Genomic DNA, 25,815 nt, shown 5'->3' with positions numbered 1-25,815 from the left:
CCAGGAGGCGCTCCCTTGGAGCTGAGCAGACGTACATTCAGCGCCCTCGCCGGCACCACGGCGCTCGGCTTCGCGCTGAGCGGCAGTGGTGGGGAGACCACCCGGGCCTACGCCTCCCACAGCGTGCCCACCGGCCCCGCACCCGGCGCGCCCGCCGCCGACCGGGTGCGCCACAAGGTCGGTTACGACAAGTACTCCCTGCTGGTCGACGGCCGCCGCCTGGTGCTGTGGTCCGGCGAGATGCACCCCTTCCGGCTGCCGAGCCCGTCGCTGTGGCGGGACGTCCTGCAGAAGATGCGCGCCCACGGCTTCAACGCGGTGAGCGTCCACGTGGCCTGGAACTACCACTCCCCCGGCCCCGGCCAGTACGACTTCACCGGCGTCCGCGACCTCGACCTGTTCCTGCGCACGGCCACCGAGACCGGCCTGTACGTGATCCTGCGCCCGGGCCCGTACATCAACGCCGAGGTCGACGGCGGTGGCTTCCCGGGCTGGCTGACGGCGACCGCGGGCCGGGCCCGCACCTCCGACCCCACCTACCTGTCGTACGTCGACGAGTGGCTGACCGAGGTGAATGCGATCGCCGTCCGGCATCTGTTCACCAAGGGCCGGGGCACGGTCCTGCTCTACCAGATCGAGAACGAGTACGACGCCTTCGTCGACGAGCCCCTCGGCCGCGACTACATGTCCCACCTGTACAAGAAGGTGCGCGCCGACGGGATCGACGTACCCCTGTTCCACAACGACAAGGGCAGGAACGGATACTGGACCCCCGGGTCCTTCAACACCGGGGGCGAGGAGCGCGGTTGGCTCTACGGCTTCGACGGGTACCCCGCGCCTGCCGAAGTGCCGCCCGACTGGGGGGACTTCGGGGCGGGCGGGCTGAAGGGAGGGGCCACGGCCAGTCCCAGGACGCCCGGGTTCATGCCGGAGTTCGGCGGGGGCTGGTTCGATGCGTGGGGCGGGGCGACCTTCGACGGCAAGGGGTACGCACAGGCACGTCACACCCGGGACGCGGCCTACGAGCGGCGCTTCCAGCTCACCAACGTGGCCAACGGCATCACCGTGCACAACGTCTACATGACCTTCGGCGGCACCTCGTGGGGCTGGCTGCCCGCACCGCAGGTCTACACGTCGTACGACTACGGGGCGGCGATCGACGAGGCCCGCCGGCAGACGCCGAAGCTCGCCCCCACCCACCAGCTCGGCCATCTCCTGCGGACCGTGCCGGACTTCGCCAAGCTGGACCGGGCGGACGCGGTGCGGGCGGCGGACGAGCGGCTGAAGGTGTACCACCTGACCAACCCGGACACCGGCTCCCATGTGTACGTCGTCCGCAACGACACCGACGCGCCGATCACGACGACCGTCCCGGACGCCGGGATCGACGTGGCGTTCACCGTCGCCGCCCATGACGCCCGGCTGCTCACCACCAACCTGCGGTTGGGCGGGCGGACCCTCAAGTTCGCCACCGCGCAGCCCATGATGTGCCTCAAGGTCGGGCGGATGGACGTCGCCGTGTTCACGGCCCCGCACGGCGAGATGGCACAGGTCCTCCTGGAGTGCCCGGAGGAGCCGCTGGTCACCCGCGGCGACGCGCAGCCCGCGTGGAACTACGACCTCGGCGTCCTCAGGATCACCACGCCGGTCGGAGCCGACGGCCTGGACCGGGTCCGGGTCGAGGGCGGCGGCAGCGACACCCCCCTGCTGCTGCTCTTCGCGGACGACGCCTGGTCGCTGCGGCTGTTCCCGGTGGACACCCCGACCGGGCCGGTGCTGGTGTACGGGCCGTCGCTGGTGCGCGGGGCCACCATGGACGGCGGGACCGTCCAGCTGACCGGCGACACCGTCCAGGGGACGGGCATGGAGGTGTGGGGGCCGCGCGGCATGAACCGGATCACCTGGAACGGCCGCCCGCTGCCCACCGCCGCCACCACGATGGACAGTCTGCGGGCCGTGATGCCTTTGACACCGGGGGGGTTGCCGATTCCCCCGGTGGGCGAGGTGCGGCTGCCCGCGCTGGGCGGCTGGCGGCGCCGTACCGAGAACTTCGAGTCCCTCCCGGACTACGACGACTCCGGCTGGACGACGGCCGACCGCACCAGCTCGTACAGCATCACCCCGGTCCCGAAGGGGCAGCCGGTCCTGTTCGCCGACGACTACGGCTTCCACTACGGCGACGTCTGGTACCGGGGACACCTGACGGGCGCGGACGAACTGGAGTCGGTGTCCCTGTCCTACAGCACGGGCACCCAGGGGCTGCTGATGGCGTGGCTGGACGGTGAGCCGCTGGGCACGCACCGGATGCCGGTGCCGGACAAGAGCACCGCGCGCAAGGGGAGTTGGACGGCGACGGCCACCTTTGACGTGCCGCCGCCCTCCGGTCACTCGCCCCGCGTCCTGTCCGTCCTGGTACGGCGGATGGCGCACGACATGGACGGCGCCTCCGCCGACTCCCACAAGACGGCCCGGGGGTTGACGGCGGTCACCTTCAAGGGTGGTTCTCCGAAGGCGAGTTGGCGCATCCGTGGCGAGGCGGCACCCGACCCGGTACGCGGGCCGCTCAACAACGGCGGGCTGTACGGGGAGCGCAAGGGCTGGCATCTGCCGGGATTCGACGAGGAGCACTGGGAGGACACGGAGTTGCCCCGGGCCGACCGGCGCCAAGGGGTCACCTGGTACCGGACGACGTTCCGGCTCGCCGTGGACGCCGGCATCGACGCCGCCATCGGCCTCACCCTGGACGACGACCCGCGGCGCGCCTACCGCGTCCAGATCTTCCTCAACGGCTGGAACATGGGCCAGTACGTCAACGACGTCGGCCCGCAGCACACCTTCGTCCTGCCGAACGGCATCCTGCGCACGCGCGGGGTCAACACCCTTGCGCTGGCGGTCCTTTCGGACGGTACGACGGAGTCGGGCCCGAAGGACGTACGGCTGACGGCGCTGGGGGCCTCGGCCGGAGGAGTGCCGGTAACACCGGTGGACTCCCCCGGCCGCTGATCCGCCTAGGCCAGCCGGATCACGTTCCAGGACAGCGGCTCCAGTACGGCGGTGAGGGTGCCGTCCTGGAGCGCGCTGCCCTCGGCCGCGTGCGGGGCGACCCGGTCGGGGGCGTCGAGGGTGTTGCGGGCGTCCGGGTCGGCGTCGGCGAGGACGCTGTGCTCGACGACGCTCGTCAGGTCGAGTCCGTTCAGGGCGACTTCGAGCGGCAGCGCGTCGTGCTGGCTGCGGTTGACGGCGAAGACGGTGACCGTGCCGTCCTCGGCGCGCACGGCGGTGGCGTGCAGGAGGTCCGTCTCGCCGTACTTCTTCGTCTCTTGCGTCGGCGAGTCGACCCGTACGTCGAGGACCTCGCCGCGGCCGTACTTCGAGGCCTGGGCGAAGGGGAAGAACGTCGTCTGGCGCCAGGCCGGGCCGCCCGGCTCCGTCATGATCGGGGCGATGACGTTGACGAGCTGGGCGAGACAGGCGACGGTGACGCGGTCGGCGTGCCGCAGCAGGGCGATGAGGAGGGAACCGAAGACGACCGCGTCCAGGACGCTGTAGTTGTCCTCCAGGAGGCGCGGGGCCTCCGCCCAGTCCCGCACGCCGGAGTTCTCGATCTCGTGCCACCGCGAGATGTACCAGACGTTCCACTCGTCGAAGGAGAGGTTGATCTTCTTCTTCGACTTCAGCTTGGCGCCTATGTGGTCGGCGGTGGCGACCACGTTCTCGATGAAGGACTCCATGTCGACCGCGGAGGCCAGGAAGGAGTCGAGGTCGCCGTCCTCGGGCTGGTAGTAGGCGTGCAGGGAGATGTGGTCGACGAGGTCGTACGTCTCCTCCAGGACCGTCGCCTCCCACGCGGCGAAGGTGGGCATGGACTGGCTGGAGGAGCCGCAGGCGACGAGTTCGACGCCGGGGTCGATCTGGCGCATCGCGCGGGCGGTCTCGGCGGCGATCCGGCCGTACTCCTGGGCGGTCTTGTGACCGGTCTGCCAGGGGCCGTCCATCTCGTTGCCCAGGCACCACAGCTTGATGCCGAAGGGGTCCTTGTCGCCGTGCGCGGCACGGAGGTCGGACAGGGCCGTGCCGGCCGGGTGGTTGGCGTACTCCTGGAGTTCGAGGGCCTCGGCGACCCCCCGCGTGCCGAGGTTGATGGCCATCATGGGCTCGGCCTGGGGGCCGACCTTCTTCAGGAAGGCGATGTACTCGGAGAGGCCGAAGCGGTTGGTCTCGGTGGAGCGCCAGGCGAGGTCGAGGCGGCGGGGGCGGTCCTCGACGGGTCCGACGGAGTCCTCCCACTTGTATCCGGAGACGAAGTTGCCGCCGGGGTAGCGGATGGCGGTGACGCCGAGTTCCCGGACGAGGTCCAGGACATCGGTGCGGATGCCGGCCTCGTCGGCGGTGGGGTGGTCCGGTTCGAAGATGCCGGTGTAGACACAGCGGCCGAGGTGTTCCACGAAGGAGCCGAAGACACGGGGGTTGACCTGGCCGACCGTGAAGGCGGGGTCGAGGGTGAAGCGGGCGGTGGGCTTGCTCATGGAAACCTTTCAGGAACGGAATTGCTGGACAACCGGCCAGTCACGCACCCAGCCCAGCCTGTTCAGGCCCAGCTTCGGTGTGCCGTTGTCCTCTGCGTCGTAGTAGTGGTACGCCAGCCAGTCCTGGCCGCGGGTGCGGAAGACCGACTCGCCTCCCGTGCCGATGTACCTCCCGTGTCCGGCCAGCAGCAGGTCGCCGCCGCCCTCCAGCAGCGGCTTGCCCGTGCTGTCGACGTACGGGCCGGTGACCGTCGTGGATCTTCCGACCCTGATCTTGTACGTGGAGTTCACTCCCGCACAACAGGCGTCGTAGGACGCGAAGAGGTAGTAGAAACGGCCGTGCTTCACGATGGACGGGCCCTCGACCGCGTACGGGGCGTCGGGGCGGGTGGCCAGGTGGTGGACGGTGGCACCGGGGAGGGCCTTTCCGGTGGCCGGGCTGAGCTCGACCATGCGGATGCCGGTCCAGTACGAGCCGAACGACATCCACAGCCTGCCCTGCGCCCGGATGATCGCCGGGTCGATGGCGTTCCAGGAGTCGGTGGTCTCGGAGGTGAAGACCTTGCCGTGGTCGGTCCAGGTGCCGGGGAGGCCGGACGGGGAGGTGGCCACGCCGATCGCGGAGTGGTTGGTGCCCCAGGACGAGACGGCGTAGTAGAGCCAGTAGCGGCCCGCGCGGTAGGAGATGTCCGGCGCCCAGGGATCACCGGTGTCGTTGTACTCGTACCACCAACTCGGCGGCTGGGCGAAGGCGTTGCCCGCGTCGGTCCAGTGCGTGAGGTCCTTGGACAGCCGGGCACCGATGACCCCACCGGTCGAGTAGGCCGCGTAGCCGCCGGACTTGAGGTGGATGACGGTCGGGTCGTGGATGATCTGCTGGCCGCTGATCGGGAGCGGGTCGGGGTAGCTGGTGGTGTCCGCCCGGGCCGTGGTCGGCAGGAGTGCGATGAGGCCGGCGGTCAGGACGGTGACGAGTCTGAGGCACTTCAACTGAGGCTCCCTACGTGGGTGGTGGCCCGTGGGGGCCGGATGCGGTCGATGCGGCGAGGCCGTCCGGCGACCTCCGAAGAGGCACTCACGCCCCGGACCCGCCCGCGCCGGAGCGGGATCGGGCTGGTGTGGGAGTGGCACCCCGGCAACCGGGAGGGACCGGCCGCCGGCCCGCCACCGCCCCTGGCACGACCACCGGGTAACGGCCGACGGCGAGCCCCGGGCCCCGGCGCGGTCGAGCCGCCGGCCCAGGGGGACCGTGTACGGCTGACGCGGTCATCTCCCCGCGGCGGCCGTGCGGAAACGACCACCTGTCCGCCGCCGCCGGGCCACGGCCGACCGGGCCCACGCCGCACCCGGGGTGGATCACCGACCCCTCCCCGCCGCACGCGGCACCGTCTCCTCCGCGCGTGCGAACGAGCGACCGCCCGACGGCCACCGACACCGGCAGGACCACGAGGTCACCGTCGGTGGCGAGACCCGCGCCGCACCGCAGCCGGGTCACCGGCCCCTCGGGGGCGGATAGGGCACCGCCCTCTCGGCGGGTGCGTTGCAGGGACCGGACAGCCACCACCGACTCACTGCCGGCGAACGGGCCCGCGCCGCACCGCGACCGGGTCACCGGCCCGCCGGCACCGCATGGTGCCGCCGTATCCCCCCGGCGGCCGCCGGGACGTGACCGACCGGCCGCCACCGATCCCGGACGGCCGTCGACGCGCCCCCCGTCACACCGCCGTCGGGTCACTGGCCCGCCAGGCCCGTGTGGGCCACGCCGGCCACGATCTGGCGCTGGAAGAAGACGAACACGATGATCAGCGGGAGGCCCGCCATGAGGCCGCCGGCCATGAGCTGGGCCCACTGGATGCCGTAGGAGTTCATGACGGTCGCGATGCCGTTCGGCATGGTCATCAGGTCGGGGTTGTTGGTCACCATGTAGGGCCACAGGAAGTTGTTCCAGGAGGCGATGAAGGTGAAGATGCCGACCGCCGCCAGGGAGGGGCGGGCCAGCGGGACGACGATCGTGAAGAAGACCCGCCAGCGGCCCGCGCCGTCGATGAAGGCCGCCTCCTCCAGTTCGCGCGGAACGCCCTGGAAGAACTTGTAGAGGATGTAGACCATGGCGGCAGGGGCGCACTGGGGAAGGATCATGCCCCAGTAGGTGTCGACCATCCCCATCTGCTGGACGGTGGTGAAGAGGGGAACGCCCAGGACCGCCGGGGAGATCATCAGGCCCGACATGACGATGCCCATGAGCACCTTCTTGCCGCGGAACTCGGTGCGGGCGAAGCCGTATCCGGCGAGGGCGCTGACCGTCAGCACCACGGAGGTGACGCAGACCGACACCACCAGGGAGTTGATGAACCAGTTGGTGACGTTGCCGGTCTCCCACAGCGACTTCCACGCCTGGGTCGTCCACACCTCGGGGAACCAGTGCGGCGGGATCTCGGCAGCCTCCGCCTCGGACTTGAGCGAGGTGAGCAGGGCCGCCGCGATGGGTGTGACGAAGACGGCGGAGACGGCGACGCCGAGGAGGGTGAGGACGATCTGGCTGGGGGTCCAGGGCTTGCGGGTCCGCTTGCGGATCTGTACGGCGGTGGTCATCGGCCGCCCTCCTCACGGTTGCGCAGCAGCCACATCCGGGCCAGGGCGACGACTGCGATGATCACGAAGAAGATGATGGACATCGCGGAGGCGTAGCCCACGCGGTAACTGGTGAAGCCCTGTTCGAGGGTGTACTGGACGAAGGAGCGGGTGCTGAGCTCCGGACCCGGCGAGAAGTCCATCATCACGACCGCCTGGTCGAAGAGTTGGAGCGAGGCGAGGATCTGGAGCGCGATCACCAGGCCGGTGATGTTGCGCAGCATCGGCAGCGTGATGTGGACCATGCGGTGCCAGGCGTTCGCGCCGTCCAGCTTCGCGGCCTCGTAGAGGTGGTCGGGGATGCCCTGGAGGGCGGCGAGGTAGAGCAGGAAGCTGAAGCCGACGGTCCACCACAGGGTCTCGATGACGATGGCGAGCATCGCGTAGGACTTGTCGGTCAGCCAGGGTGTGTCGAGCCCGAAGGTCTCGTTGATCAGGCCGATGCCCTGGGTGAACAGCCACTGGAACATGTTGGCGGCGACCGTCGAGGGCAGCAGGAACGGCACGAAGAAGCACAGCCGCCACAGCCACTTGCCGCGCTCGATGTGGTGGGCGAGCATCGCGAGCAGGAAGGCGAGGACGGTGATGCAGGGGACGACCAGCAGCGTGAAGTACGCGCTGTGGCCGAGCGCGTCCCACATCGCCTGGTCGCCCAGGGCCTCGCGGTAGTTGTCGAGGCCGACGAAACTCGCGCCGTCGCCGGAGATGTTGGCGTCCGTGAAGCTGAGGTAGACACCGCGCAGCAGCGGCCAGATCACGAACAGCGCGAAGAGCGCCAGGAACGGGGCGACGAACCAACCCCCGTGCTGGAAGCCCTGCTTGCGGCGGACGGTCGCGGCGGCGGTCGCTGTCCTGGGGCGTGCGCCCGTGAGAACGGTCTGAGCGCTGGTCGTCATGCGACCGCACCTCCCTGCGCGGCGGTCCTGCCGTCCATCGGGTTCTTCGAGGCGAGAAGCTTGGTGAGGTGTTTCCTCATCGTCTGCGCGACCGCCGCGGGCTTCGCGGAGCCCATGGTCGAGGAGACGACGACCGGGCCGAGGTCCTGGGCGAGCACACCGGTGGAGCCCGCGAACCACACCTTCGGCTCGGTGGCCTGGTGGTCCATGGCGCTCACGTACTCGTTCTGCGGGGTGAGCTTCTTGTACGCGGCCGTGGAGAGCGTCGGCGTGTACGCGGGGATGTGACCGCCGGCCGCCCACTGGAGGGCGTGCGTGACGACGTACGCGGCGAGTTCGTGCGCGCCCTCGTTGGTGGCGCCGCCGCGGTTCGCCTGGTGGGGCAGGACGAAGGCGTGCGACTCGGCGTGGGTGGCCGGCTCGCCGAAGACGGGCGGCAGCGGGGTCGCGCCGTAGTCCAGCTTGGCGCCGGAGAAGACCGGCACGGACCAGTTGCCCTCCCAGGTGAAGGGGGCGCCGTTGATGAACTGCTCACCGGTGGGGGCGCCGGGGATGACGTACCCGTCGGTGACGTGTTGGCGGAGGAACTCCAGTACCCGGGTGGCCTTTTCGGGGTCGAAGAGGACCTCGGTGTTGTCGGCGTTGAACCACTTGCCGCCGAGCTGGGTGTAGAAGGCGACGAAGAACCACCACTGGAAGTTCTGGTCGTTGGTCCACAGGCCGATCGTCTGCAGGCCCTTCTTCTGGGCCGCCTTGGCCTTCTTCAGGACGTCGAACCACTCGTCGGTGGAGGTGACCGGGATCATCCGGCCGTCGTCACCGAGCAGGTCGGCCTTCTTCAGCACGTCCTTGCGGTAGAAGCAGAGCTGGACGTGGATGTCGAGCGGCAGGGCGTAGAGCTTGCCGTCGATGACGCCGCGCTTCCACAGCGCGGGGTTGTAGTCCTGCTCCCGTACGCCGTACTTGGCGAGCAGGTCGACGTCCCACGGGTCGAGGAGGCGGCCGGGCGAGAAGCCGGTGACCCGGCCCATGTGCATGACGCCGAGGTCGGGTGCGCGGTTGCCCGCGGCCGCCATGGCGAGTTTGGTGTAGAAGGGGTTGCCCCACTGGAGGGTGGAGTCCTTGACGTCGATGTCCGGGTTGGCCTTTCGGAAGGCGTCCAGCATCGCGATCATGTTGGCGCCGTCGCCGCCGCTGAAGAGGTTCCAGTAGCGCACCCGGGTGTCCGCGCCGGAGGCGAGCGCGTCGGCGCCGGTGCCGAGGGCCGCGAAGCCGAAGCTGGCGGCGACGGTCAATCCGCCGGCCGTGGCGAGAAGTTGCCTGCGGCTCAGGTCAGGTCGTCCCATTCCCTGCCCTATCTGTTCGAGATCTCGAATTGCGCTCGTAACTTCGAACGGGACCGTAGGCAGGAAGCGCTTTCCAGTCAATGGGGTGCGCAGCAAAAAAGGATCGCGTGACGGGACCGGACGGGGCGCGTAGTCTCGAACGGCCCGTCCTACGGCGGCGGGGGAGCTCAGGGGGTGGGATGGACATCGCGGGCGCGCGCAGGAGTGCGGCCCGGATCGCCTCGGCGCTGCGACGCACCCGTGCGACCCCGGCCATGCGCGATCTGGTCTCCGGCCTCACCGACGCGGTCCGGGCCCGACCCCGCCCCCCGGCCGACGTGCCCGAGCTGTGCCGGATCCTGTGCCAGGAGATGAGCGCGCGCCGCGGCGGGCGCCCTGTCGACCTGCGGTTCGAACGGTTCCCCGACGAGATCGCGGTGACCGGACTGTGGGTGGAGTTCGAGGACTTCGACCTCGTCATCGTCGAGGAGCGGGCCGAGGAGATGCAGCAACTGGTCATCCTGGGCCATGAGTTGTGGCATCTGCACGCGGGCCACGCCCACCATCACGCGGCCGCGGCCGACGCGCTCGCCGGGCGGCCCGGCTGGGGCTCCGTCGCCCTGACCGTCGCCGCCCGCAACGGCTCCCGGGAGGCGGACGAGGCCGAGGCCGACGACTTCGGGCACCGGCTGGCGGCCGCCTTCCGGCACGTGGCGCCCGGACGGGGCGGCGGCGCCTCTCCCGACCCGGTCCAGAGGTCGCTCGGCTACCGGGGGCGCGGAGGCGGGACGCTGTGACACCTCAGCAACTGGCCGAGGGGCCGACCGCGTTCTTCACCGGCCTGTACATCTCCTTCTGGCTCCCGGGCCTGGTCCTGGGCGCGGCCCTGGCGATCAAACTTCCCAGCATCGTCAAGCTGTGGCGGGACCCCCTGCTGCGTGCCGTCGGCGGCCTGCTGCTGCTCGCCTGCGCGGTGTTCGTCTTCGCGGCCCCGAGCACCATCGCCTGGGCCAACCGGGTCACCGGCGTCCCGAACATCGCCGCCCCCTGGGTGTACTCCCTGATCACCGCGCTGTCCGCGTCCTGGCTGCTGCTGGTCGTGCACTGGCGCAACGGCCACACCGACCGCCGCGAGCAGACCCGGCGGGCGACCCGCTGGGTGGTCAGCCTCTACACGGCCGTGGTGGTCGCGCTGTGGGTCCTGTTCGCGCTCGCCGACGTACCGGTGGAACAGATCCGGGACCTCGACACCTACTACGCCACCACGCCCTTCATGCGCGAGGAGATCCTCCTCTACCTGATCGTGCACACGGCGGCCTGTCTGATCACCGCCCGGCTCATCTGGACCTGGATCCGCACCGACGGACTCGACGGCTGGCTGCGCTGGGGCCTGAGGTTCCTGAGCGTCGGCTACGTCACCAACCTTCTGTTCAGCGCGGCCAAGTTCACCGCCATCGTGGCCCGGTGGACCGGGCACGACCTGGACTGGCTCAACACGAACATCGCGCCGTCCGCCGCCTGTATCGGCGCCACCATGGTCGCGACCGGCGTCATCGTCCCGCACGCCGGCCAGTACCTCCAGGAGCGCTGGCTGGTCCGCCGCCGGCGCCGGAACCTGAAGCCGCTGGCCCGGCTGCTGCGGGCCGTCCCGGGGCGCCGCGAGCCCCTCGCCCTCCAGGCCACCCCGGAGATCCGCCTGATCCGCCGCGAGACCTACATCCGCGACGCGCTCCTGCAGCTCTCCCGCCATCTCGACGAGGACCTGCGGCGACGTGCGTACGACGCCGCCCTCGCCCTGGGCGCCGCACCCGGCCGGGCCCGGGCCCTCGCCGCCGCCGTGACGATCCTGGACGCCGTGGAGACCGGGCGGCACGTCACGGACGGCGACGACACGGCGGCTCTCGACACCGCATACCTGCTGCAGGAGATCCACGCCGTATCCGAGGCCCTGCGCAGTCCCGACGAGATCACGGCGGTACGCTCCCGCGCGGCCGTCCCGGCAGAGAGCATGTCCGCGCATGACTGAACGTCCCTCCCCCGCCAGAGTCGCCGTCGTCCTCGGGGGGTCCCACACCGGCATGCTCGCGGCAGGCGCCCTGGCCGGGCTCGCCGACCGGGTCGTCGTCGTGGAACGCGATGTGCTGCCCTCCGGACCGTCGCCCCGCAAGGGACTTCCGCAGGCTCGCCATGTCCACCAGCTGTGGTCCGGCGGGGCGGTCGCGCTGGAGGAACTGCTGCCGGGGGTCACGGGACGACTGCGGGCGGCGGGAGCGCACCGGCTGCCGGTGACGACGGACATGGTGGCGCTGTCGCCGCGGGGCTGGTTCCGCCGCTGGAGCGAGTCGCACTTCATGCTGCTGTCCAGCAGGGACCTGCTGGACGCCACGGTGCGTGCCCAGGTGCTGGCCGACGACCGGATCGAGCTGCTGGAAGGCGCCGAGGTGCTCGGGCTCGACGGCACGGGAGCGGCGGTCACCGGCGTCCGGGTCCGGGTGGACGGCGCCGACCGCACCCTGCGCGCCGACCTGGTGGTCGACGCGACGGGCCGCGCCTCACGCACCCCGCACTGGCTGGCCGAGCTCGGCCTGCCCGCGCCCCGCAGCCGCACCGTGGACTCCGGCCTCACCTACGCCAGCCGCCGCTACCGCGCCCCCGAACCGGCCCGCGACGGCTACCCCGTCGTCAGCGTCCAGCCCGACGCACGCGCCGGCCGGCCCGGACGCGGCGGGGTGCTGCTGCCGATCGAGGACGGGCAGTGGCTGGTGACGCTGTACGGCACCCGTGGTGGCGAACCCGTCGCCGACACCGCCGACTTCGCCCGGTACGCCCGTGCGGGGCTGCGCCACCCCGTGATCGCCGACCTCGTCGAGCAGGCCGAGCCGCTGACGGACGTGGCCCTCACCCGCACGACCGCCAACCGCCGCCACTTCTACGAGCGGATGCCGGCATGGCCCGAGAACTTCGCCGTGCTGGGTGACGCCGTCGCCGCGTTCAACCCGGTGTACGGGCACGGCATGTCGGTGGCGGCACAGGGCGCGGTGGCCCTCCGGGCGGTGGTACGACGGCACGGCTGGGGCTCGCCCGGTCTGTCCCGCCGTCTCCAGAAGGCGGTCGCCGGGCCGGTCGGGGCCGCGTGGGACCTGGCGATCGGGCAGGACGTGTTCTATCCGGGCGCCACCGAGGACGGGCCGACGGCGCGGGACCGTGCGGTGGCCGCGTACGTCGACCGCTTGATGTACACGGCCACCGGCAACGGGCGGATCGCCCGCCGCGTCACCGACGTGACGTCGTTGGAGCGGCGGGCGGAGGTGCTGCTGGCGCCGGCTGTCCTGCTGGCGGCGGTGGTGGGGCCGTTGAAACCGGCGTTGACCGAACCGCCGCTGACCGCTGAGGAGTTGAAGAAGGCGGGGCTGGAGTAGTCAGCCCGCGAACGGCTGTTGCCGTACGCCCTTCCCGGCTCCCGGCACCACGAGCAGTGAGCCCGCGACCGGGTGCGGGGCGGCCAGTCCCACCCGGGCCGTCGTGATGTACAGGTCGGTCAGGTCCGGGCCGCCGAACGCGCACGCGGTGACGCGCGGGGTCGGCAGGCTGATCACCCGGTCCAACTCGCCGTCGGGCGTGTACCGCCGTACGGCTCCCCCGTCCCACAGCGCGACCCACACACACCCGTCGGCGTCGACCGTGAGGCCGTCGGGGAAACCGGCGCCGTCCTCGATGGCGACGAGGGGCCGGCGGCCGGAGACGTGCCCGCCCTCGTGGTCGAAGACGTCGACGCGGCGGGTCGGTGAGTCGATGTAGTACATGAGCCGGCCGTCCGGGCTCCACCCGGTGCCGTTGCTGACGGCCACGTCGTCGAGGACGGTGTGATGGGTGCCCTCACCGGTGATCCGGGACAGGGTGCCGCCGCCCGGCGCCTCGTCGTAGCGCATGGTGCCGGCCCACAGCGAGCCGTCGGGGGCCACGGCGGCGTCGTTGGCCCGGCGGCCGGGGACGGGCTCGTGATGGAGCCAGCGGAAGGAGTCGTCGGGGTCGAGCAGGGCCACGCCGTCCCGCAGGTTGAGGACGAGTCCGCCGCCCGCGCGCGGCTTGACGGCACCGATGTGCTGGTCGAGGACGCGGACCGTGCGGTGGCCGGAGACCGGGTCGTAGGTGTGCAGCCGGGCCCCGAGGATGTCGAGCCACAGCAGCCGCTCGCCGTCCCAGGTGGGCCCTTCGCCGAGGGTGGCCTCGGCGCGCACGGCCACGTCGAACATCGGGTGGCGGGTCATCCCACGCTCCGGTGGCCGAGGCGCTCGGACAGCTCGGCGGCGCCCTTGGCGGCGAGCTGCTCCAGCTCGACACGGCGGTCGTCGCTCCAGCGGATCATCGGCACGGAGATGGAGAGCGCGGCGACGACCTGCCCGGTGCGGTCACGGACCGGGGCGGCGACGCAGGAGACGTCCGGGTTGGACTCACGGTTCTCGACGGCGACCCCGCGCTGCCGGATCTCGTCGAGGGCCTCGCGCAGGGCGCCGGGGTCGGTGATGCTGTTGGGCGTCATCCCGACGAGCGGAGTGTCCTCCGGGATACGGGAGGCCAGCTGCGGCTCCGGAAGGGAGGCGAGGAGCATCTTGCCGACGGAGGTGCAGTGCGCGGGCAGGCGCCGGCCGGCGGCCGACACCATCCGCACCGCGTGCGTCGAGTCGACCTTGGCGATGTAGATGACGTCGGTGCCCTCCAGGATCGCCACGTGCACGGTCTCGTCGCAGGTCTCCGCGACGGACCGGGCGACCTGCTGGCCCTCGGCGGCGAGGTCGAGCTGCTCGGCGTACCGGCTGCCGAGCTGGTACGGCCGGACCCCGAGCCGGTAGCGTCCCGGCTGGCCGGGGACCTGGACGATGTACGCCCGGGCGGCGAGAGTGGTCACCAGCTCGTGCACGGTGGTGCGCGGCAGCTGGAGCCTGCGCACGATGTCGGGGGCGGAGAGCGTCCCGTCACCGTCGAGGAAGAGCTCGAGAATGTCGAGAGCCCGGGTCACGGCAGGTACGAGGCGTCCCACAACCGGCCCCCTCCCTTTGCGTCTAAGGCGTCTGCGTTCGAAATTTCAACAGACGATCGGAATGACGAACACAGGCTAGCGACAGGCGGTTTCCTCCGGCAATGGTCCTGCTGTGTTCGTGTGCGGCACGTCACATTGCGTGGCGGGTCCCGAGCTCCCCCCGCAACCGCCGCGCCCGCAGCACCAGCTCCAGTTCGAAGCGGCGGTCCGGGTCGTCGATCTCGTCGCCCCACAGCTCCCGGATCTGGCGGAGGCGGTAGCGGACGGTCTGGGGGTGGACGCCCAGGCGGGCCGCCACCTCCGGGGCTCCGCCCCGTGTCTCCAGCCAGGCGAGGAGGGTTTCCGCGAGGCGGCGGCCGTGGGTGGGGCCACAGTGGGCCAGGGGGGCCAGGCAGCGCAGGGCCAGGTCGTCGATCAGTTCCTCGGGCTGGAGCAGGACCAGCGCCTCGGTGTGTTCGGTGCAGTACAGCACGTCCCCGGTGGGGAGCAGGTCGCGTTCCATGAGGCGTACGGCGGCTTCGGCCCAGCGCAGGGACTTGGCCGCGTCGGTGAGGGGGACCGGGGGGCCGATCGCGCCCGCCCAGCCGGTCAGGGCCCGGTGCAGGAGTTCGGGGCGGCCCGCCGCGTCCGGCTCAGGGACGACCATGCGGGGCTGTTCGTAGTCCATGTCCAGCAGGACGCTCTGGCCCACCGCGGGGGGCACCGCCTCGCGGGCCGGGCGGAGGAGGACGCCGACCGCCACTTTCCGCGGGAGGGGCCAGCCGATACGGGCCGCGCGTTCCGTCAGCGCGTCCGCCGGGTCGCCGTGGTGGCGCTCGGCCAGCAGTAACTCCATCAGGCGGCGCTGGAGGCGAAGGCGCTCGCCCGCCTGTCTCGCCGCCGCCTCGGCGTAGCCGCGGACCGACTGGTCGACCAGGCCGTCCAGGTACTCGTAGCCCGCGTCCACCAGCTCGTACATCGCCGGCGGCGGGATCTCCACGCGCTGGCCGATGTCGGCGAAACGGCGCCAGGCCAGGCGTACACCCATGCGGTAGATCGCCTGGAGCGAGTCGAGGCTGCGGCCGTTCAGGCCCTCGCCCCGGCCGAACTCCTGGAAGACGCCCGGCGGGACCGTCGGGCGGCCCTCGGCCGTCTCCAGGTGCTGGACGAAGACCTCGATCGCGCGGCGGATGCCGACCAGGGCCATCGGTTCGCCGGACTCGTCCAGGACGACCGGCAGGTGCGGGTACTCGCGGCGGATCTCGCGCAGGATCTGCTCCGCGAGGGCCGGCGCCTCGGACATGGCGATGGCCGCGAAGCGACGGACCTGGGGGCGGGGGACGTCGTGCCAGGCCGAGCGGGCGTTCACGGCTGCCGGGCGGGCGGCCACGGGTCAACTCCCCTGGTCCGTCTGCTCGTAGGTGATCAGGGGTGTGTTGGGCTGCTCGGGCGTCGCCTCCAGCAGCGCGACGATGCCGAGCGCGGCACCGAGGGCGAGCAATGCGGCGGCCACGACGGTCAGTGCGGCGGCAAGCAGTCTGGACATCGCAGGGGCAGCCTCTCTCGAGCGGCTCGATCCGGCGTACGTCCCCACCCGGAACGTGGAATCCATCGGATCCCGACCCGGTACCCACCCTGCCTGTCGGCCCAGTGTCGACAGGACACTGATGCCCCGTCAAGACGTTGACACTCCGTCAATGAACGCCTACGGTCTCCGGCCCAAGGGCTCTGTCGTCACACTCCCGCCTGCCGAGCGACGCCTGGCACGCCCTCCCCCAGAGGGGGTGCCCCCAGCGGCGTTGTCGTCGGTTGCCGACGCTCCGCGTCGACGCCCTCCTCCGCCTTGCAGCTGCACGCACCAGACGCCGCTCGGCCCGCCCTACGGGCGACGACGGGAGGGTGACGACAGAGCCCAGAGCGGCCCGAACTCCGTCATCTCACGCCCCAGGAGTGTCCGGATGCGCCGTACAGCCTCTCCAATCTCCCTGATTCTGCTGGGACTCGGCACGTTTTTGCTGGTACTGGCGCCGTTGCTCGCGTGGTACGTGGCACCGCGAGCGGCCGTGAATCCGATCGACATCGACCAGACCGCGGTCTACCGCGGGACGGGCAGCGTCTTCGACACCGAGGAACTGGAGACGGTTCCCGGTCAGCGGATCACCGTCACCCAGCGGGTGCGCGCCGACGTCGAGGACAGTGAGCGCAGCGGCCGGGCCGCGGTGTGGGACGTCACCACCACCGTCGACACCGACAAGTCGCTGCCGGCCTCCGACCCGCACGACGCGCTGGAGTTCGTCCCGCACCGCTGGGTGATGGACCGCAAGACCACCAAGCCGGTGCACTGCTGCGGCGAGAAGCCGTACATCGAGGGTGAGGCCTATCTGAAGTTCCCCTTCGACGTGCAGCGACGCTCCTACCAGTGGTGGGACAACTCCCTCGGTTCGACGGTGACGTTGCGTTACCAGGGTACGAAGAAGGTTCAGGGGTACACGGGTTATCGGTTCACCGGCACGGTCGCCCCGGCGAAGGTCGGGACGCGGCTCGTGCCGGGCACGATCGTGGACGAGCCCGGGCGGCCGCAGGTGCTGGCCGAGGAGTGGTACTCCAACCACGGCATCGAGCTGGTCGTCGACCAGCGCACCGGCCGGGTGGTCTACGCACAGGTGGGTCCGAAGCGCACCCTGCGGGCGCCCGGCGCGAAGAAGGACGCCGTGGTCCTGCTGGACAGCCGGAAGATCGCGTTCACCACCGCGACCCAGAAGGACGCGGTACGGCTGGCCGAGCGGGACAGCGGCCAACTGCGCGCGGTGGGTGAGACGTTGCCCATCGGGGCGGCTGTGGCCGGATTCGTACTGGCTGCCGTGGGGGGCGTTTTGGTGGTACGGGGACGCAGGCGTCCCGAGTCCACCGATATGAGCGATACGCCCGAGCCCGTTCTCACGATGTGACTGGACGTCAGCTCTAATAAGCCCGGAAATTGTCACGTGGGTGAGTAGCCACGGCGTACGGGTGGGCGAAAACTGTGCCACCCCACCCGAGCACAACCCGTCCACACCCTTCTCCTAGGAAGCACTCAGTCCCCCCACAACCAGCCTGAGAGACACTGCTGAGTTCCGCACCCTGAGACGAGTTGGAGCACCCATGCCCCAGCACGTGCCCCACCGGCTGCGTGCCGCGCTTCCCCAGGCGTCGCAGCTGCAACCCTCATCGCACAGTCCGCAACACCCTTCGGCGCTCCCCCCACCTCCGCGCCGAATCGTTTTTCTCGCCCATCGTGACCTCGACAATCCGGCCGCCGGCGGCTCCGAGCTGCTCGTCGACCGGCTCGCCGACGGACTGACCCGGCTCGGCCACCAGGTGACCCTGCTGTGCGGCGGGCCCGCCTCCTACCGGGACTACCGGGTCGTGTCGGCGGGCGGCGAGTTCGGGCACTACCTGCGCGCCCGTACGGCCTTCGCCCGCCAGGTCGGCGAGACCGATCTGCTGGTCGAGGTCTGCAACGGCATGCCGTACCTGGCGCCCCTGTGGCACCACGGCCCCACCCTGTGCCTGGTCAACCATGTGCACACCGACCTGTGGAAGATGCGGTTCGGCGGGCCCCTGGCCCCGGCGGCCCGGATCGGCCGAAGACTCGAACACTGGGCGCTGGCCGGTGCGGCGGCCCGGCACCGCAGTCTGCTGGTCGCCGTGTCCCCGTCGACGGCCCATGCCCTGCGGGCGATCGGTGTCGAGCGGGACCGTATCCGCGTCGTGCACAACGGGGTCGAGGAGCCCGAGCCCCTGGTCCGCCGCTCGCCCGAACCGCTCTTCGTGGCCGTGGGCCGGCTCGTCGAGTACAAGCGGATCGACCTGCTGCTGAGACTGTGGGAGCGGGTGCGGCCGGTGACCGGTGGCCGGCTGGTGATCGTCGGGGACGGGCCCGAGAGGAGCCGTCTGGAGCAACTCGCCGGACCCGGCGTGGAATTCGCCGGGCACGTTTCCGAGGCCGAGAAACACCGGCTGCTCTGTGAGGCGTGGCTGCTGCTGCATCCCTCGGCCGTGGAGGGGTGGGGGCTGGTCGTCACCGAGGCCGCGACCCGGGAGACACCGACGATTGCTTTTGACGTACCTGGGCTGCGGGATTCCGTCGTGGACGGGGAGACGGGGGTTCTTGCGCAGGGGGAGTCCTCGTTCGCCGCGGCTTGGTGCACCTTGGCTCTCTCCGGGTATCGCCGTGAGCTGATGGGCAAGGCGGCTCGGGACCGGGCGGCTCGGTATCGCTGGCATCGGACTGTCAGACAGTTCCGTGCGGTTGCTTCGGAGGCGGTGAGGGGCTGGGGGCCGTGAGGCGGGCGCGGCGCCGTCGTGGCTGGTCGCGCAGTTCCCCGCGCCCCCAAGCAACCAAGGACCCCTCGTTTCGACGATCCCTTGCGCTTTTCCGGGCCTTTTTACGTGAACAAGATGACCCGGAGTCCTGCTACGCGCTGCTCGCCCGTGACGCCGTCGATCAGGTCGAGGCGTACGACGGTCCCGTCGCCGGTCGTACCGTCGTGGACGTCGGTGGCGGGAACGGGTACTTCACCGAGGAGTTCCGCAGACGGGGCGCGGACGCGTTCCTCTTCGAGCCCGATCCCACCGAACTCGGGGAGAAACCGCCCGGCTCCGCCGTGATCGCCGACGGCTACCTGCTCCCCCTGCGGGACGCCGCCGCCGACGTCACCTTCTCCTCCAACGTGCTGGAGCACGTGGCCGATCCGGAAATCTTCCTCAGCGAGCTCGTACGGGTCACCCGGCCCGGCGGGCTGATCTACGTGTCGTTCACCAACTGGCTGTCCCCGTGGGGCGGTCACGAGTGGGCGCCCTGGCACTACCTGGGTGCCGAACGGGCCCGCGCCCGCTATCGGCGCCGTACCGGAAAGGCCGCCAAGCACACCCTCGGCGAGAACCTGTTCGCCGTGCACATCGGCCCGACCCTGCGGCAGGTGCGTGCCCGGGACGACATCACGGTCGTCTCGGCGCGCTCCCGCTACTGGCCGTTCCTCGCGGAAACCGTCGTCCGGATTCCCGGCATCCGCGAGGTCGCCACCTGGAACCTCCTCCTCATCCTCCGGCGGTGTCCACCATGACGACGTCCACGGTCCAGGCCCCTCCCCCGGCCGCCGTCCCCACCACCGCGACCATGTCGGGCCCCCCGGAGGGCCCGCGGTCGCGGAGCTGGCTGCTGGGGTTCTGGGCCGTGGTGTTCGTGCTGTTCCTGGCGGTGCACCCGGGCCGGCAGACCTTCGACACCAAGCTGGGCGTCACCACGGACCCCGGGCGGTTCCTCGCCGACCTCGGGCAGCTGTGGCACGACCAGGGCTCCTTCGGCGGCATCCAGGACCAGTACGTCGGCTATCTGTGGCCGATGCTGCCGTTCTACTGGCTGGGCCACGCCCTCCAGTTGCCGGTGTGGCTGGTGGAGCGGCTGTGGCTGTCGCTGGTCGTGTCGGTGGCGTTCTGGGGCGCGCTGAGGCTGGCCGAGCGGCTGCGGGTCGGCAACGGCTCGGGAAGGCTGCTCGCCGCCGTCGCGTACGCGCTGTGGCCGACCTTCACCATCGTCGTCGGCTCGACCTCCGCCGCCGCGCTGCCCGGCGCCTTCCTGCCCTGGGTGCTGCTGCCGCTGACGAACGAGCGGTACAGCGCCCGCATCGCCGCCCTGCGCTCGGCGCTGGTCATCCCGTTCATGGGCGGCGTGAACGCGGCCTCCACGCTGGCCTGCCTGCTCCCCGTCGGGCTGTACCTCCTCTCCCGGCCACCCGGACCCCGGCAGCGCAAGCTGATCGCCTGGTGGGTGCCGGGCGTGATCCTGGCGACCGCCTGGTGGGTGATCCCGCTGCTGCTGCTCGGGTTCTACGGCGAGAACTTCCTGCCGTACGTCGAGAGCGCGCGGACCACGACCGACACGATGTCGGCGACGGAGGCGCTGCGCGGGGCCGGGAACTGGGTCGCCTATCTGCACCTGGTGGAGGCGTGGCTGCCGGCCGGCTGGACCGTGGCCTCCTCGGTGATCGTGATCCTCTGCTCGGCGTTCGCCGCCGGGCTCGGCCTCGCGGGCCTGGCGCGGCGGGACATGCCGGAGCGGCGGTGGCTGGTGCTGACCGTGCTGACGGCCGTCCTGGTACTGCTCGCGGGGTACGGCGGCGCGTTCGGCGCCCCCTTCCACGGGCTGGTGCAGGACTGGCTGAACGGCGGTCTCGCGCCCTTCCGCAACATCTACAAGTTCCAGCCGGGGCTGGCGCTCGCCCTGGTGCTGGGTCTCGCCCATCTCGTGGGGGTGGCCGCCGAGCCGCGCGGGGCGAGAGAGATCAGGGGCCGCCGGTACGCCCCGCTGATCGCGGCGGTCCTGGTCCTGCCCGGACTGATGTGGCCGTACCTCAACGGCTCGATCCTGAGCTCGGGTTCCTTCCAGGAACTGCCCAAGTACTGGCACTCCACGGCCGACTGGCTGGACAAGTACTCCCCCGACTCGCGCGCCCTCGTCGTCCCCGCGACCGCGCACGGCATCTACACCTGGGGCTCCCCCATCGACCAGCCCCTCGACGTCCTCGCCGAGTCCCGCTGGGCGCAACGCGACTACGTCCCCTTCGGCACCCCCGGCAACCGGCGCGCGACGGACGCGGTCGAGCAGGCGCTGATGACCGGCGGCGAGATCCCGGGACTCGCCGACTACCTGAGCCGGGCCGGTGTCTACTACGTCGTCGTCCGCAACGACCTCGACCCCGACCAGATCGGCACCGTGTCGTCCTCGGTCGTCAAGCGGGCCCTGGAACAGTCCGGCTACGAGCGGGTGACGGGTCTCGGGCCGCTCATGACGGGCGGGAAGATCGCGCACGACACCCCGCTCCAGATCGAAGGGCTCTACCCGAGGCAGCGGGCGGTGGAGATCTACCGCCCGGCGAACGAGGACGTGCCGCGGCCCGGACAGGCCGGTCTGCTCCCGGTCGCCGACACGGCCCAGGTGTCCGGCGGCCCCGAGTCGCTGCTCCCGCTGGCGACCGAACTGCGGGGGCGGGCAACGGTGTTGACCGGCGACAACCACCCCGGGCTCGGCACGGCGCCGCTCCAGATCGTCGGTGACGGACTGCGGCGCGCCGACACCCGCTTCGGGCTCGTCAACGCGAACACCTCGTACACGTACACCAGCGACGAACGCAACGCCTCCGGGGCCGCCCAGGACGCCGGCGAGAAACCGCACCAGATCCTGCCGGCCAAGGGACTCTCGCATCAAACGGTGGCCGAACTGCGCGGCGCCCGCTCGGTGACGGCGTCCTCGTACGGCAACTGGCTGTTCCACCTCCCGCAGTTCGACCCGGTGGGCGCCTTCGACGGCAACCCCGACACCGCCTGGGCGGAGGGCGTCGCGGGCTCACCCGACGGGCAGTGGCTGCGCATCGGCCTCTCCGATCCCGCGTACGACATGCCGTCGTCGTTCAAGGTGACGCCGTTGCCTCAGGAGAGCGTGCGGTCGGCGGCGACCAAGGTGCGGGTCGAGACGGAGCGGGGGTCGCGGACCAGCTTCCTGCGGGCCGACGGATCGACGCAGAGCGTCAAGGCCCCGCCCGGAGCGACGAGTTGGATGAAGCTCACGATCGTCGACTCGGTCGCGCGGCGGACCGGGCTCGCCGGGGCCGGGTTCTCCGAGATCGACCTGCCGCACGTGCAGGTGACCCGGCTGCTGCGGCTGCCGACCGACGCCGACGGTACGGACTCCACCGCCCAGGTGGTCTCCCTGCACCGGGTCCCCGACCCGGCCGGGATCTCCCCGACCGGCACGGAGGCCGGCCTGCACCGCCGCTTCGCCACGGCGACCTCGGGAACGTACTCGGTGCGGGCGAGCGCGGTGCCGGTGAGCGGGGAACAGCTCGACAGGCTGCTGTACGAGGTCGCCCCCGACCAGCGTAACCGCATCACCGCGACCGCCGACTCCACGGCGACCCTGGGCACCGGGCTGTCCGCCCGCAACCTCACCGACGGTGACCTCACGACGGCCTGGATCGCGGGCGACCGCCCTACCATCCACCTCAGCTGGAACGGCAAACAGCCCATATCCGAGCTGGTGTTGGCCCCGGCGGGCGGCCTCTCCACCCGCCCCACCGAGGTGGACATCACCTCGCCCGACGGCGCGACGGTCGCCGGGGTCGACGAGAACGGCGCGGTGCGCTTCCCCGCGATCACCACCGACCAGCTCGACATCACGATCACCAAGACGGCCCCGCTGGTCCTGCACAACCCGGTGGCCGACGAGGATCTGCAACTCCCCGTGGGACTGACAGAGGCCTACCTCCCGGCCCTCGACCAGTACCGGACCCCGCAGCCGAAGGCCGCCCGGAAGTTCTCGCTGCCGTGCGGCAAGGGACCGGTACTGGCGATCGACGGCAAGCTCTACCAGACAGGCGTGTCGGGCCGCATCCGGGACCTGACCGACCGCCGCGAGCTGACGGTGACGCTCTGTCAGCAGGGCCGCTCGGACGACGAGTTGTCCCTCACCTCCGGTGAGCACGTCGTCGAGGGTGGCGACGCCGGACCGCTCGCCCTGACCGACATCACCCTGACCCGCGGCACGATCGGCGAACAGTCCTCTCTCACAAGGGAGTTGCGGATACGGGACTGGCTGGGCGACCGCCGCGAGGTGACCGTGGGATCAGGAGCCGCCTCGTACCTCACGACCTACGAGAACTACAACGACGGCTGGAAGGCCACGCTGAACGGGAAGTCGCTGTCCGCCCTGCGGCTCGACGGCTGGCAGCAGGGCTGGCGCATCCCCGCAGGGGCGGGCGGCACACTGAAGCTGTCGTACGAGCCCGCGACGACGTACGACGGCGCGCTGATCGGCAGCGGGGTCGCACTGGCGGTGCTGGTGGGCCTGGTGCTGTGGCGCAGGCGCTCCCCGAACCCCGATGAGCCCCAGCGGGTGCCTCCGGCGCCGGGGGTGTGGCTCGGGGTGGTGGCGCTCACGCTGGTCGGCGTGGTGATCGCCGGTTGGTTCGCGCTGCTGGTCCCGGCGCTGGCGCTGCTCGCGTTCCGACGCCACGGGCTCCTGGTGCCGATCGCCTTCGTGGCGCTGGCGGGAGCGGGGATCGCCGCCGCGGTGGGGGCGGGCGAGCCGGTGGGCGCGGCGGAGGGGGCCTTCGGACACGTGGCCCAACTGCTGTCGCTGATCGGGTTGTTCGCGGCGCTGGTGAGTGTGCGGGAGCCGGAGACCCGTCCCGATTCCGAGGCGCCCACGCAGCAACTGCCGCCGGTCCAGGTGGAAAAGGGAAGGGGCGAACCGGCATGACGCCTCCGGCACGGATCCCGTTCCCGGTCGTGGACGAGGTGTCCCGCCACTGCCTCCAGGAGGAGGAGCCCGAGACGGTCCACATCGAGGTGCACCTGCCGGGGCGACTGGATCAGTCCCGCCTCCGCAAGGCGTTCCTGGAGGCCCTGCACCGGCACCCCCGGATCCTGATGCGGGAGGCCCCGGGGGGCTGGTACCGGCGCCGCTACGAGTGGGAGCTGACGGCGGAGCCGGATGTGGAGGTGGTGAGCTTTCCGAGGCCGGGGCTCAACGCATTGCGGGACGCCAGGACGCGGGCCCTGACGGAGGCACCCCCACTGTCACTGTCCCCACCGATACGACTGGAGGTGGTGGAGGGCGCGGGCCCAGCAGAAGGAAGCGAGGCAACCGACATAGTCGGCCTGCACCCACCCCAGGGGCGCGGGGCTGTGTCGACAAGCGGCTCCGCCGCGGGGCGCGACAAGCCCCCACCGGCCCGCACCCGACAGACGACCGTCCTCTTCCTCACCATCAACCACACAGCCCTGGACGGCCCCGCATGCCTCCGCATCCTCGCCACGGCGGCCGAAATCTACGGCGGCAAGGACAACTCGCCCGCCCCGGCTCCCACCCGCACTCCGGACCCCCCACAAACCCCGGAGACACCCTCCAACTGGAGCCGCCCGGCCCGCGTAGCGCACGGCGCCCCCGAGAACTCCCCCGGCAACGGCCTCCTCGTCACCGAACTCCCCCTCCCGCACCGCCCCAAGGGCTCCCCGTACACGGTCAACGACCAGCTGATGGTCACCACGGCCCTGACGATCGCCCACTGGAACAGGGAGCACGGAGAAACCCCTCGCCCCCTGCGCATCACCATGCCCGTGGACGACCGTCCGAGGGACACGACGATGCCCATAGGAAACGGCACCCGCCTGGTCGAAGTCCCGTTCTCTCCGGAAGAGTTGACGAACGAGCCGAACGAGATGCCCGACTTCCTGCGGCGCACGGCTCAGCGCACCCGTGCTCTCAAGTCCCTCCCCCGCCCCCAACTCGGCCACGGCGCAAGCCTGCTCACCGCCCCCGTCACCCCGGTGGCCTGGCGCGCGGCCCTCACCCGGGGCCTCCGCAGAGCCGCCGCCCCCTGGACCTCCACCACCCTGCTCAGCAACATCGGCCGCGTCCCGTACCCCTTGGACTTCGGCGAGGAGGCCGGCCGCGCGCACGCCGTGTGGTTCTCGGCGCCCGCGAGGATGCCGCGCGGCCTCACGGTCACGACCGCCTCGACCGCGGGCCGGCTGCACCTCGCCCTGCGCTGGTCGCGGGCCCTGCTCGGCCACGGCGACGGCGCCCATCTGAGGGACCTGTTCGAGCACTACCTGCACTCCACGGAGGTGGCCCCGTGAACACCACCGCGCCCGCGCGCCGCGGCGGCCTCAGGGACTTCTACGAGGACCCCGCCGTGCCGGTCGCCTCCGGCACCCCCCGTTCCCTGCGCCAGGCCCGCATGCTGGCCGGGGCCCTCGGAGCCCCGGGAGAAACCGGGCGCACCGTTCTCGACATCGGCTGCGGCGACGGAACCGCCGCGGCCACCGCCGCGCCGCTCCTCACCGGTCACCGGATCGTCGGCGTCGACTGGTCCCAGGACGCCCTCAAACGCGCCCGCACCAGGCTGGCGTACGCCGTCCGCGGTGAACTCAGCGGCGCGGGGTTGCCGTTCAAGGACGCCTCCGTCGACGCCGTGCTGTTCAGCGAGGTCGTCGAGCATCTCGTCGACCCCGATGCCGCGCTGGACGAGATCCGCCGCATCCTGCGCCCGGGAGGCCATCTCATGCTGTCCACACCGAACCTGGCCGCCTGGTACAACCGCGGACTGCTGCTGGCCGGTGTCCAGCCGGTGTTCTCGGAGGTGAGCCTGCGGGCTATCCACGGGCGGCCCGGGCGGGAGGTCGTAGGGCATCTGCGGCTGTACACGGCGCGGGCGCTGCGGGAGTTCGTCGCGGCGGCCGGCTTCGAGGTCGTACGGCTGGAGGGGGCGCCCTTCCACGGTGTGCCGCGTCCGCTGCGCGCACTGGACCGGCTGGCGTGTGCCAGACCCTCGCTCGCGTCGATCCTGCTGCTGCACGCGCGCAAGACCTAGGGGGCGTGG

19 protein-coding genes are annotated in these 25,815 nt (G+C 71.3%); 10 read left to right on the top strand and 9 right to left on the bottom strand.

Features of this window, described 5'->3' with window-relative positions; all coding sequences use genetic code 11:
* Positions 1-15 precede the first annotated feature (15 nt).
* A complete protein-coding gene (locus ABZT02_RS31820; RefSeq protein WP_356023607.1) occupies positions 16-3,003 on the top strand; it encodes a beta-galactosidase in 2,988 nt (995 codons plus the stop codon).
* A 5-nt stretch (positions 3,004-3,008) separates the two neighbouring features.
* Here ABZT02_RS31820 and ABZT02_RS31815 read toward each other — a convergent pair whose 3' ends face one another.
* The 5 genes from ABZT02_RS31815 to ABZT02_RS31795 form a co-directional block, all read right to left on the bottom strand.
* Positions 3,009-4,526, bottom strand: coding sequence for an alpha-N-arabinofuranosidase (locus ABZT02_RS31815; RefSeq protein WP_356023605.1), 1,518 nt, complete (start codon positions 4,524-4,526; stop codon positions 3,009-3,011).
* A gap of 9 nt (positions 4,527-4,535) precedes the next feature.
* Positions 4,536-5,516: an arabinan endo-1,5-alpha-L-arabinosidase gene (locus ABZT02_RS31810; RefSeq protein WP_356023603.1), complete on the bottom strand. Its 981-nt coding sequence runs from the start codon at positions 5,514-5,516 to the stop codon at positions 4,536-4,538.
* A 741-nt stretch (positions 5,517-6,257) separates the two neighbouring features.
* On the bottom strand, positions 6,258-7,118 hold the full coding sequence (locus ABZT02_RS31805; RefSeq protein WP_356023601.1) for a carbohydrate ABC transporter permease: 861 nt from the start codon (positions 7,116-7,118) through the stop codon (positions 6,258-6,260).
* On the bottom strand, positions 7,115-8,053 hold the full coding sequence (locus ABZT02_RS31800) for a sugar ABC transporter permease (protein WP_356023599.1): 939 nt from the start codon (positions 8,051-8,053) through the stop codon (positions 7,115-7,117). Before ABZT02_RS31800 ends, ABZT02_RS31805 begins: the two co-directional genes overlap by 4 nt.
* Entirely contained in the window at positions 8,050-9,399 is a 1,350-nt protein-coding gene (locus ABZT02_RS31795; RefSeq protein ID WP_356023597.1) for an extracellular solute-binding protein, read from the bottom strand. Before ABZT02_RS31795 ends, ABZT02_RS31800 begins: the two co-directional genes overlap by 4 nt.
* 179 nt (positions 9,400-9,578) lie before the next feature.
* Here ABZT02_RS31795 and ABZT02_RS31790 point away from each other — a divergent pair, with 179 nt between their 5' ends.
* From ABZT02_RS31790 to ABZT02_RS31780, 3 genes are read left to right on the top strand one after another with little or no spacing between them, the layout of a single operon-like run.
* On the top strand, positions 9,579-10,175 hold the full coding sequence (locus ABZT02_RS31790; RefSeq protein WP_356023595.1) for a toxin-antitoxin system, toxin component family protein: 597 nt from the start codon (positions 9,579-9,581) through the stop codon (positions 10,173-10,175).
* Positions 10,172-11,404 (top strand): MAB_1171c family putative transporter, encoded by a 1,233-nt coding sequence (locus ABZT02_RS31785; RefSeq protein WP_356023593.1) that lies wholly within the window; start codon positions 10,172-10,174, stop codon positions 11,402-11,404. The genes ABZT02_RS31790 and ABZT02_RS31785 overlap by 4 nt, the downstream gene beginning before the upstream one ends.
* Positions 11,397-12,797, top strand: a complete 1,401-nt coding sequence (locus ABZT02_RS31780; protein WP_356023591.1) for an FAD-dependent oxidoreductase — start codon at positions 11,397-11,399, stop codon at positions 12,795-12,797. Before ABZT02_RS31785 ends, ABZT02_RS31780 begins: the two co-directional genes overlap by 8 nt.
* On the opposite strand, the gene ABZT02_RS31775 is transcribed toward ABZT02_RS31780, so the two are convergent.
* The 4 genes from ABZT02_RS31775 to ABZT02_RS31760 all read right to left on the bottom strand — a co-directional run bounded on the left by ABZT02_RS31775 (position 12,798) and on the right by ABZT02_RS31760 (position 15,941).
* Positions 12,798-13,646, bottom strand: coding sequence for an SMP-30/gluconolactonase/LRE family protein (locus tag ABZT02_RS31775; RefSeq protein ID WP_356023589.1), 849 nt, complete (start codon positions 13,644-13,646; stop codon positions 12,798-12,800).
* Positions 13,643-14,416 carry an IclR family transcriptional regulator gene (locus tag ABZT02_RS31770; RefSeq protein ID WP_356023587.1) on the bottom strand — a complete coding sequence of 258 codons (774 nt, stop codon included), beginning with the start codon at positions 14,414-14,416 and terminating at the stop codon, positions 13,643-13,645. The genes ABZT02_RS31775 and ABZT02_RS31770 overlap by 4 nt, the downstream gene beginning before the upstream one ends.
* Before the next feature lie 130 nt (positions 14,417-14,546).
* Positions 14,547-15,785: a helix-turn-helix domain-containing protein gene (locus ABZT02_RS31765; protein ID WP_356023585.1), complete on the bottom strand. Its 1,239-nt coding sequence runs from the start codon at positions 15,783-15,785 to the stop codon at positions 14,547-14,549.
* 3 nt (positions 15,786-15,788) lie between these two features.
* Complete coding sequence (locus ABZT02_RS31760) at positions 15,789-15,941, bottom strand: hypothetical protein (RefSeq protein ID WP_185092818.1); 153 nt, start codon at positions 15,939-15,941, stop codon at positions 15,789-15,791.
* Positions 15,942-16,353: 412 nt separating this feature from the next.
* Here ABZT02_RS31760 and ABZT02_RS31755 point away from each other — a divergent pair, with 412 nt between their 5' ends.
* The 6 genes from ABZT02_RS31755 (at position 16,354) to ABZT02_RS31730 (ending at position 25,806) form a co-directional block, all read left to right on the top strand.
* Positions 16,354-17,343 carry a DUF3068 domain-containing protein gene (locus ABZT02_RS31755; protein WP_356023582.1) on the top strand — a complete coding sequence of 330 codons (990 nt, stop codon included), beginning with the start codon at positions 16,354-16,356 and terminating at the stop codon, positions 17,341-17,343.
* Positions 17,344-17,536: 193 nt separating this feature from the next.
* Complete coding sequence (locus tag ABZT02_RS31750; RefSeq protein WP_356023580.1) at positions 17,537-18,721, top strand: glycosyltransferase family 4 protein; 1,185 nt, start codon at positions 17,537-17,539, stop codon at positions 18,719-18,721.
* Positions 18,718-19,500, top strand: a complete 783-nt coding sequence (locus ABZT02_RS31745; protein ID WP_356023578.1) for a class I SAM-dependent methyltransferase — start codon at positions 18,718-18,720, stop codon at positions 19,498-19,500. The genes ABZT02_RS31750 and ABZT02_RS31745 overlap by 4 nt, the downstream gene beginning before the upstream one ends.
* Complete coding sequence (locus ABZT02_RS31740; RefSeq protein WP_356023576.1) at positions 19,497-23,690, top strand: alpha-(1->3)-arabinofuranosyltransferase family protein; 4,194 nt, start codon at positions 19,497-19,499, stop codon at positions 23,688-23,690. The genes ABZT02_RS31745 and ABZT02_RS31740 overlap by 4 nt, the downstream gene beginning before the upstream one ends.
* Positions 23,687-25,072: a condensation protein gene (locus tag ABZT02_RS31735; protein WP_356023574.1), complete on the top strand. Its 1,386-nt coding sequence runs from the start codon at positions 23,687-23,689 to the stop codon at positions 25,070-25,072. Before ABZT02_RS31740 ends, ABZT02_RS31735 begins: the two co-directional genes overlap by 4 nt.
* Positions 25,069-25,806, top strand: coding sequence for a class I SAM-dependent methyltransferase (locus tag ABZT02_RS31730; protein WP_356023572.1), 738 nt, complete (start codon positions 25,069-25,071; stop codon positions 25,804-25,806). The genes ABZT02_RS31735 and ABZT02_RS31730 overlap by 4 nt, the downstream gene beginning before the upstream one ends.
* Positions 25,807-25,815: the final 9 nt, after the last annotated feature.

Origin of the sequence: Streptomyces sp. NPDC005402, from assembly GCF_040606575.1 — a bacterium.
Taxonomy (GTDB): Bacteria; Actinomycetota; Actinomycetes; order Streptomycetales; family Streptomycetaceae; genus Streptomyces.
This window is presented reverse-complemented; position numbering and strand designations above follow the sequence as displayed.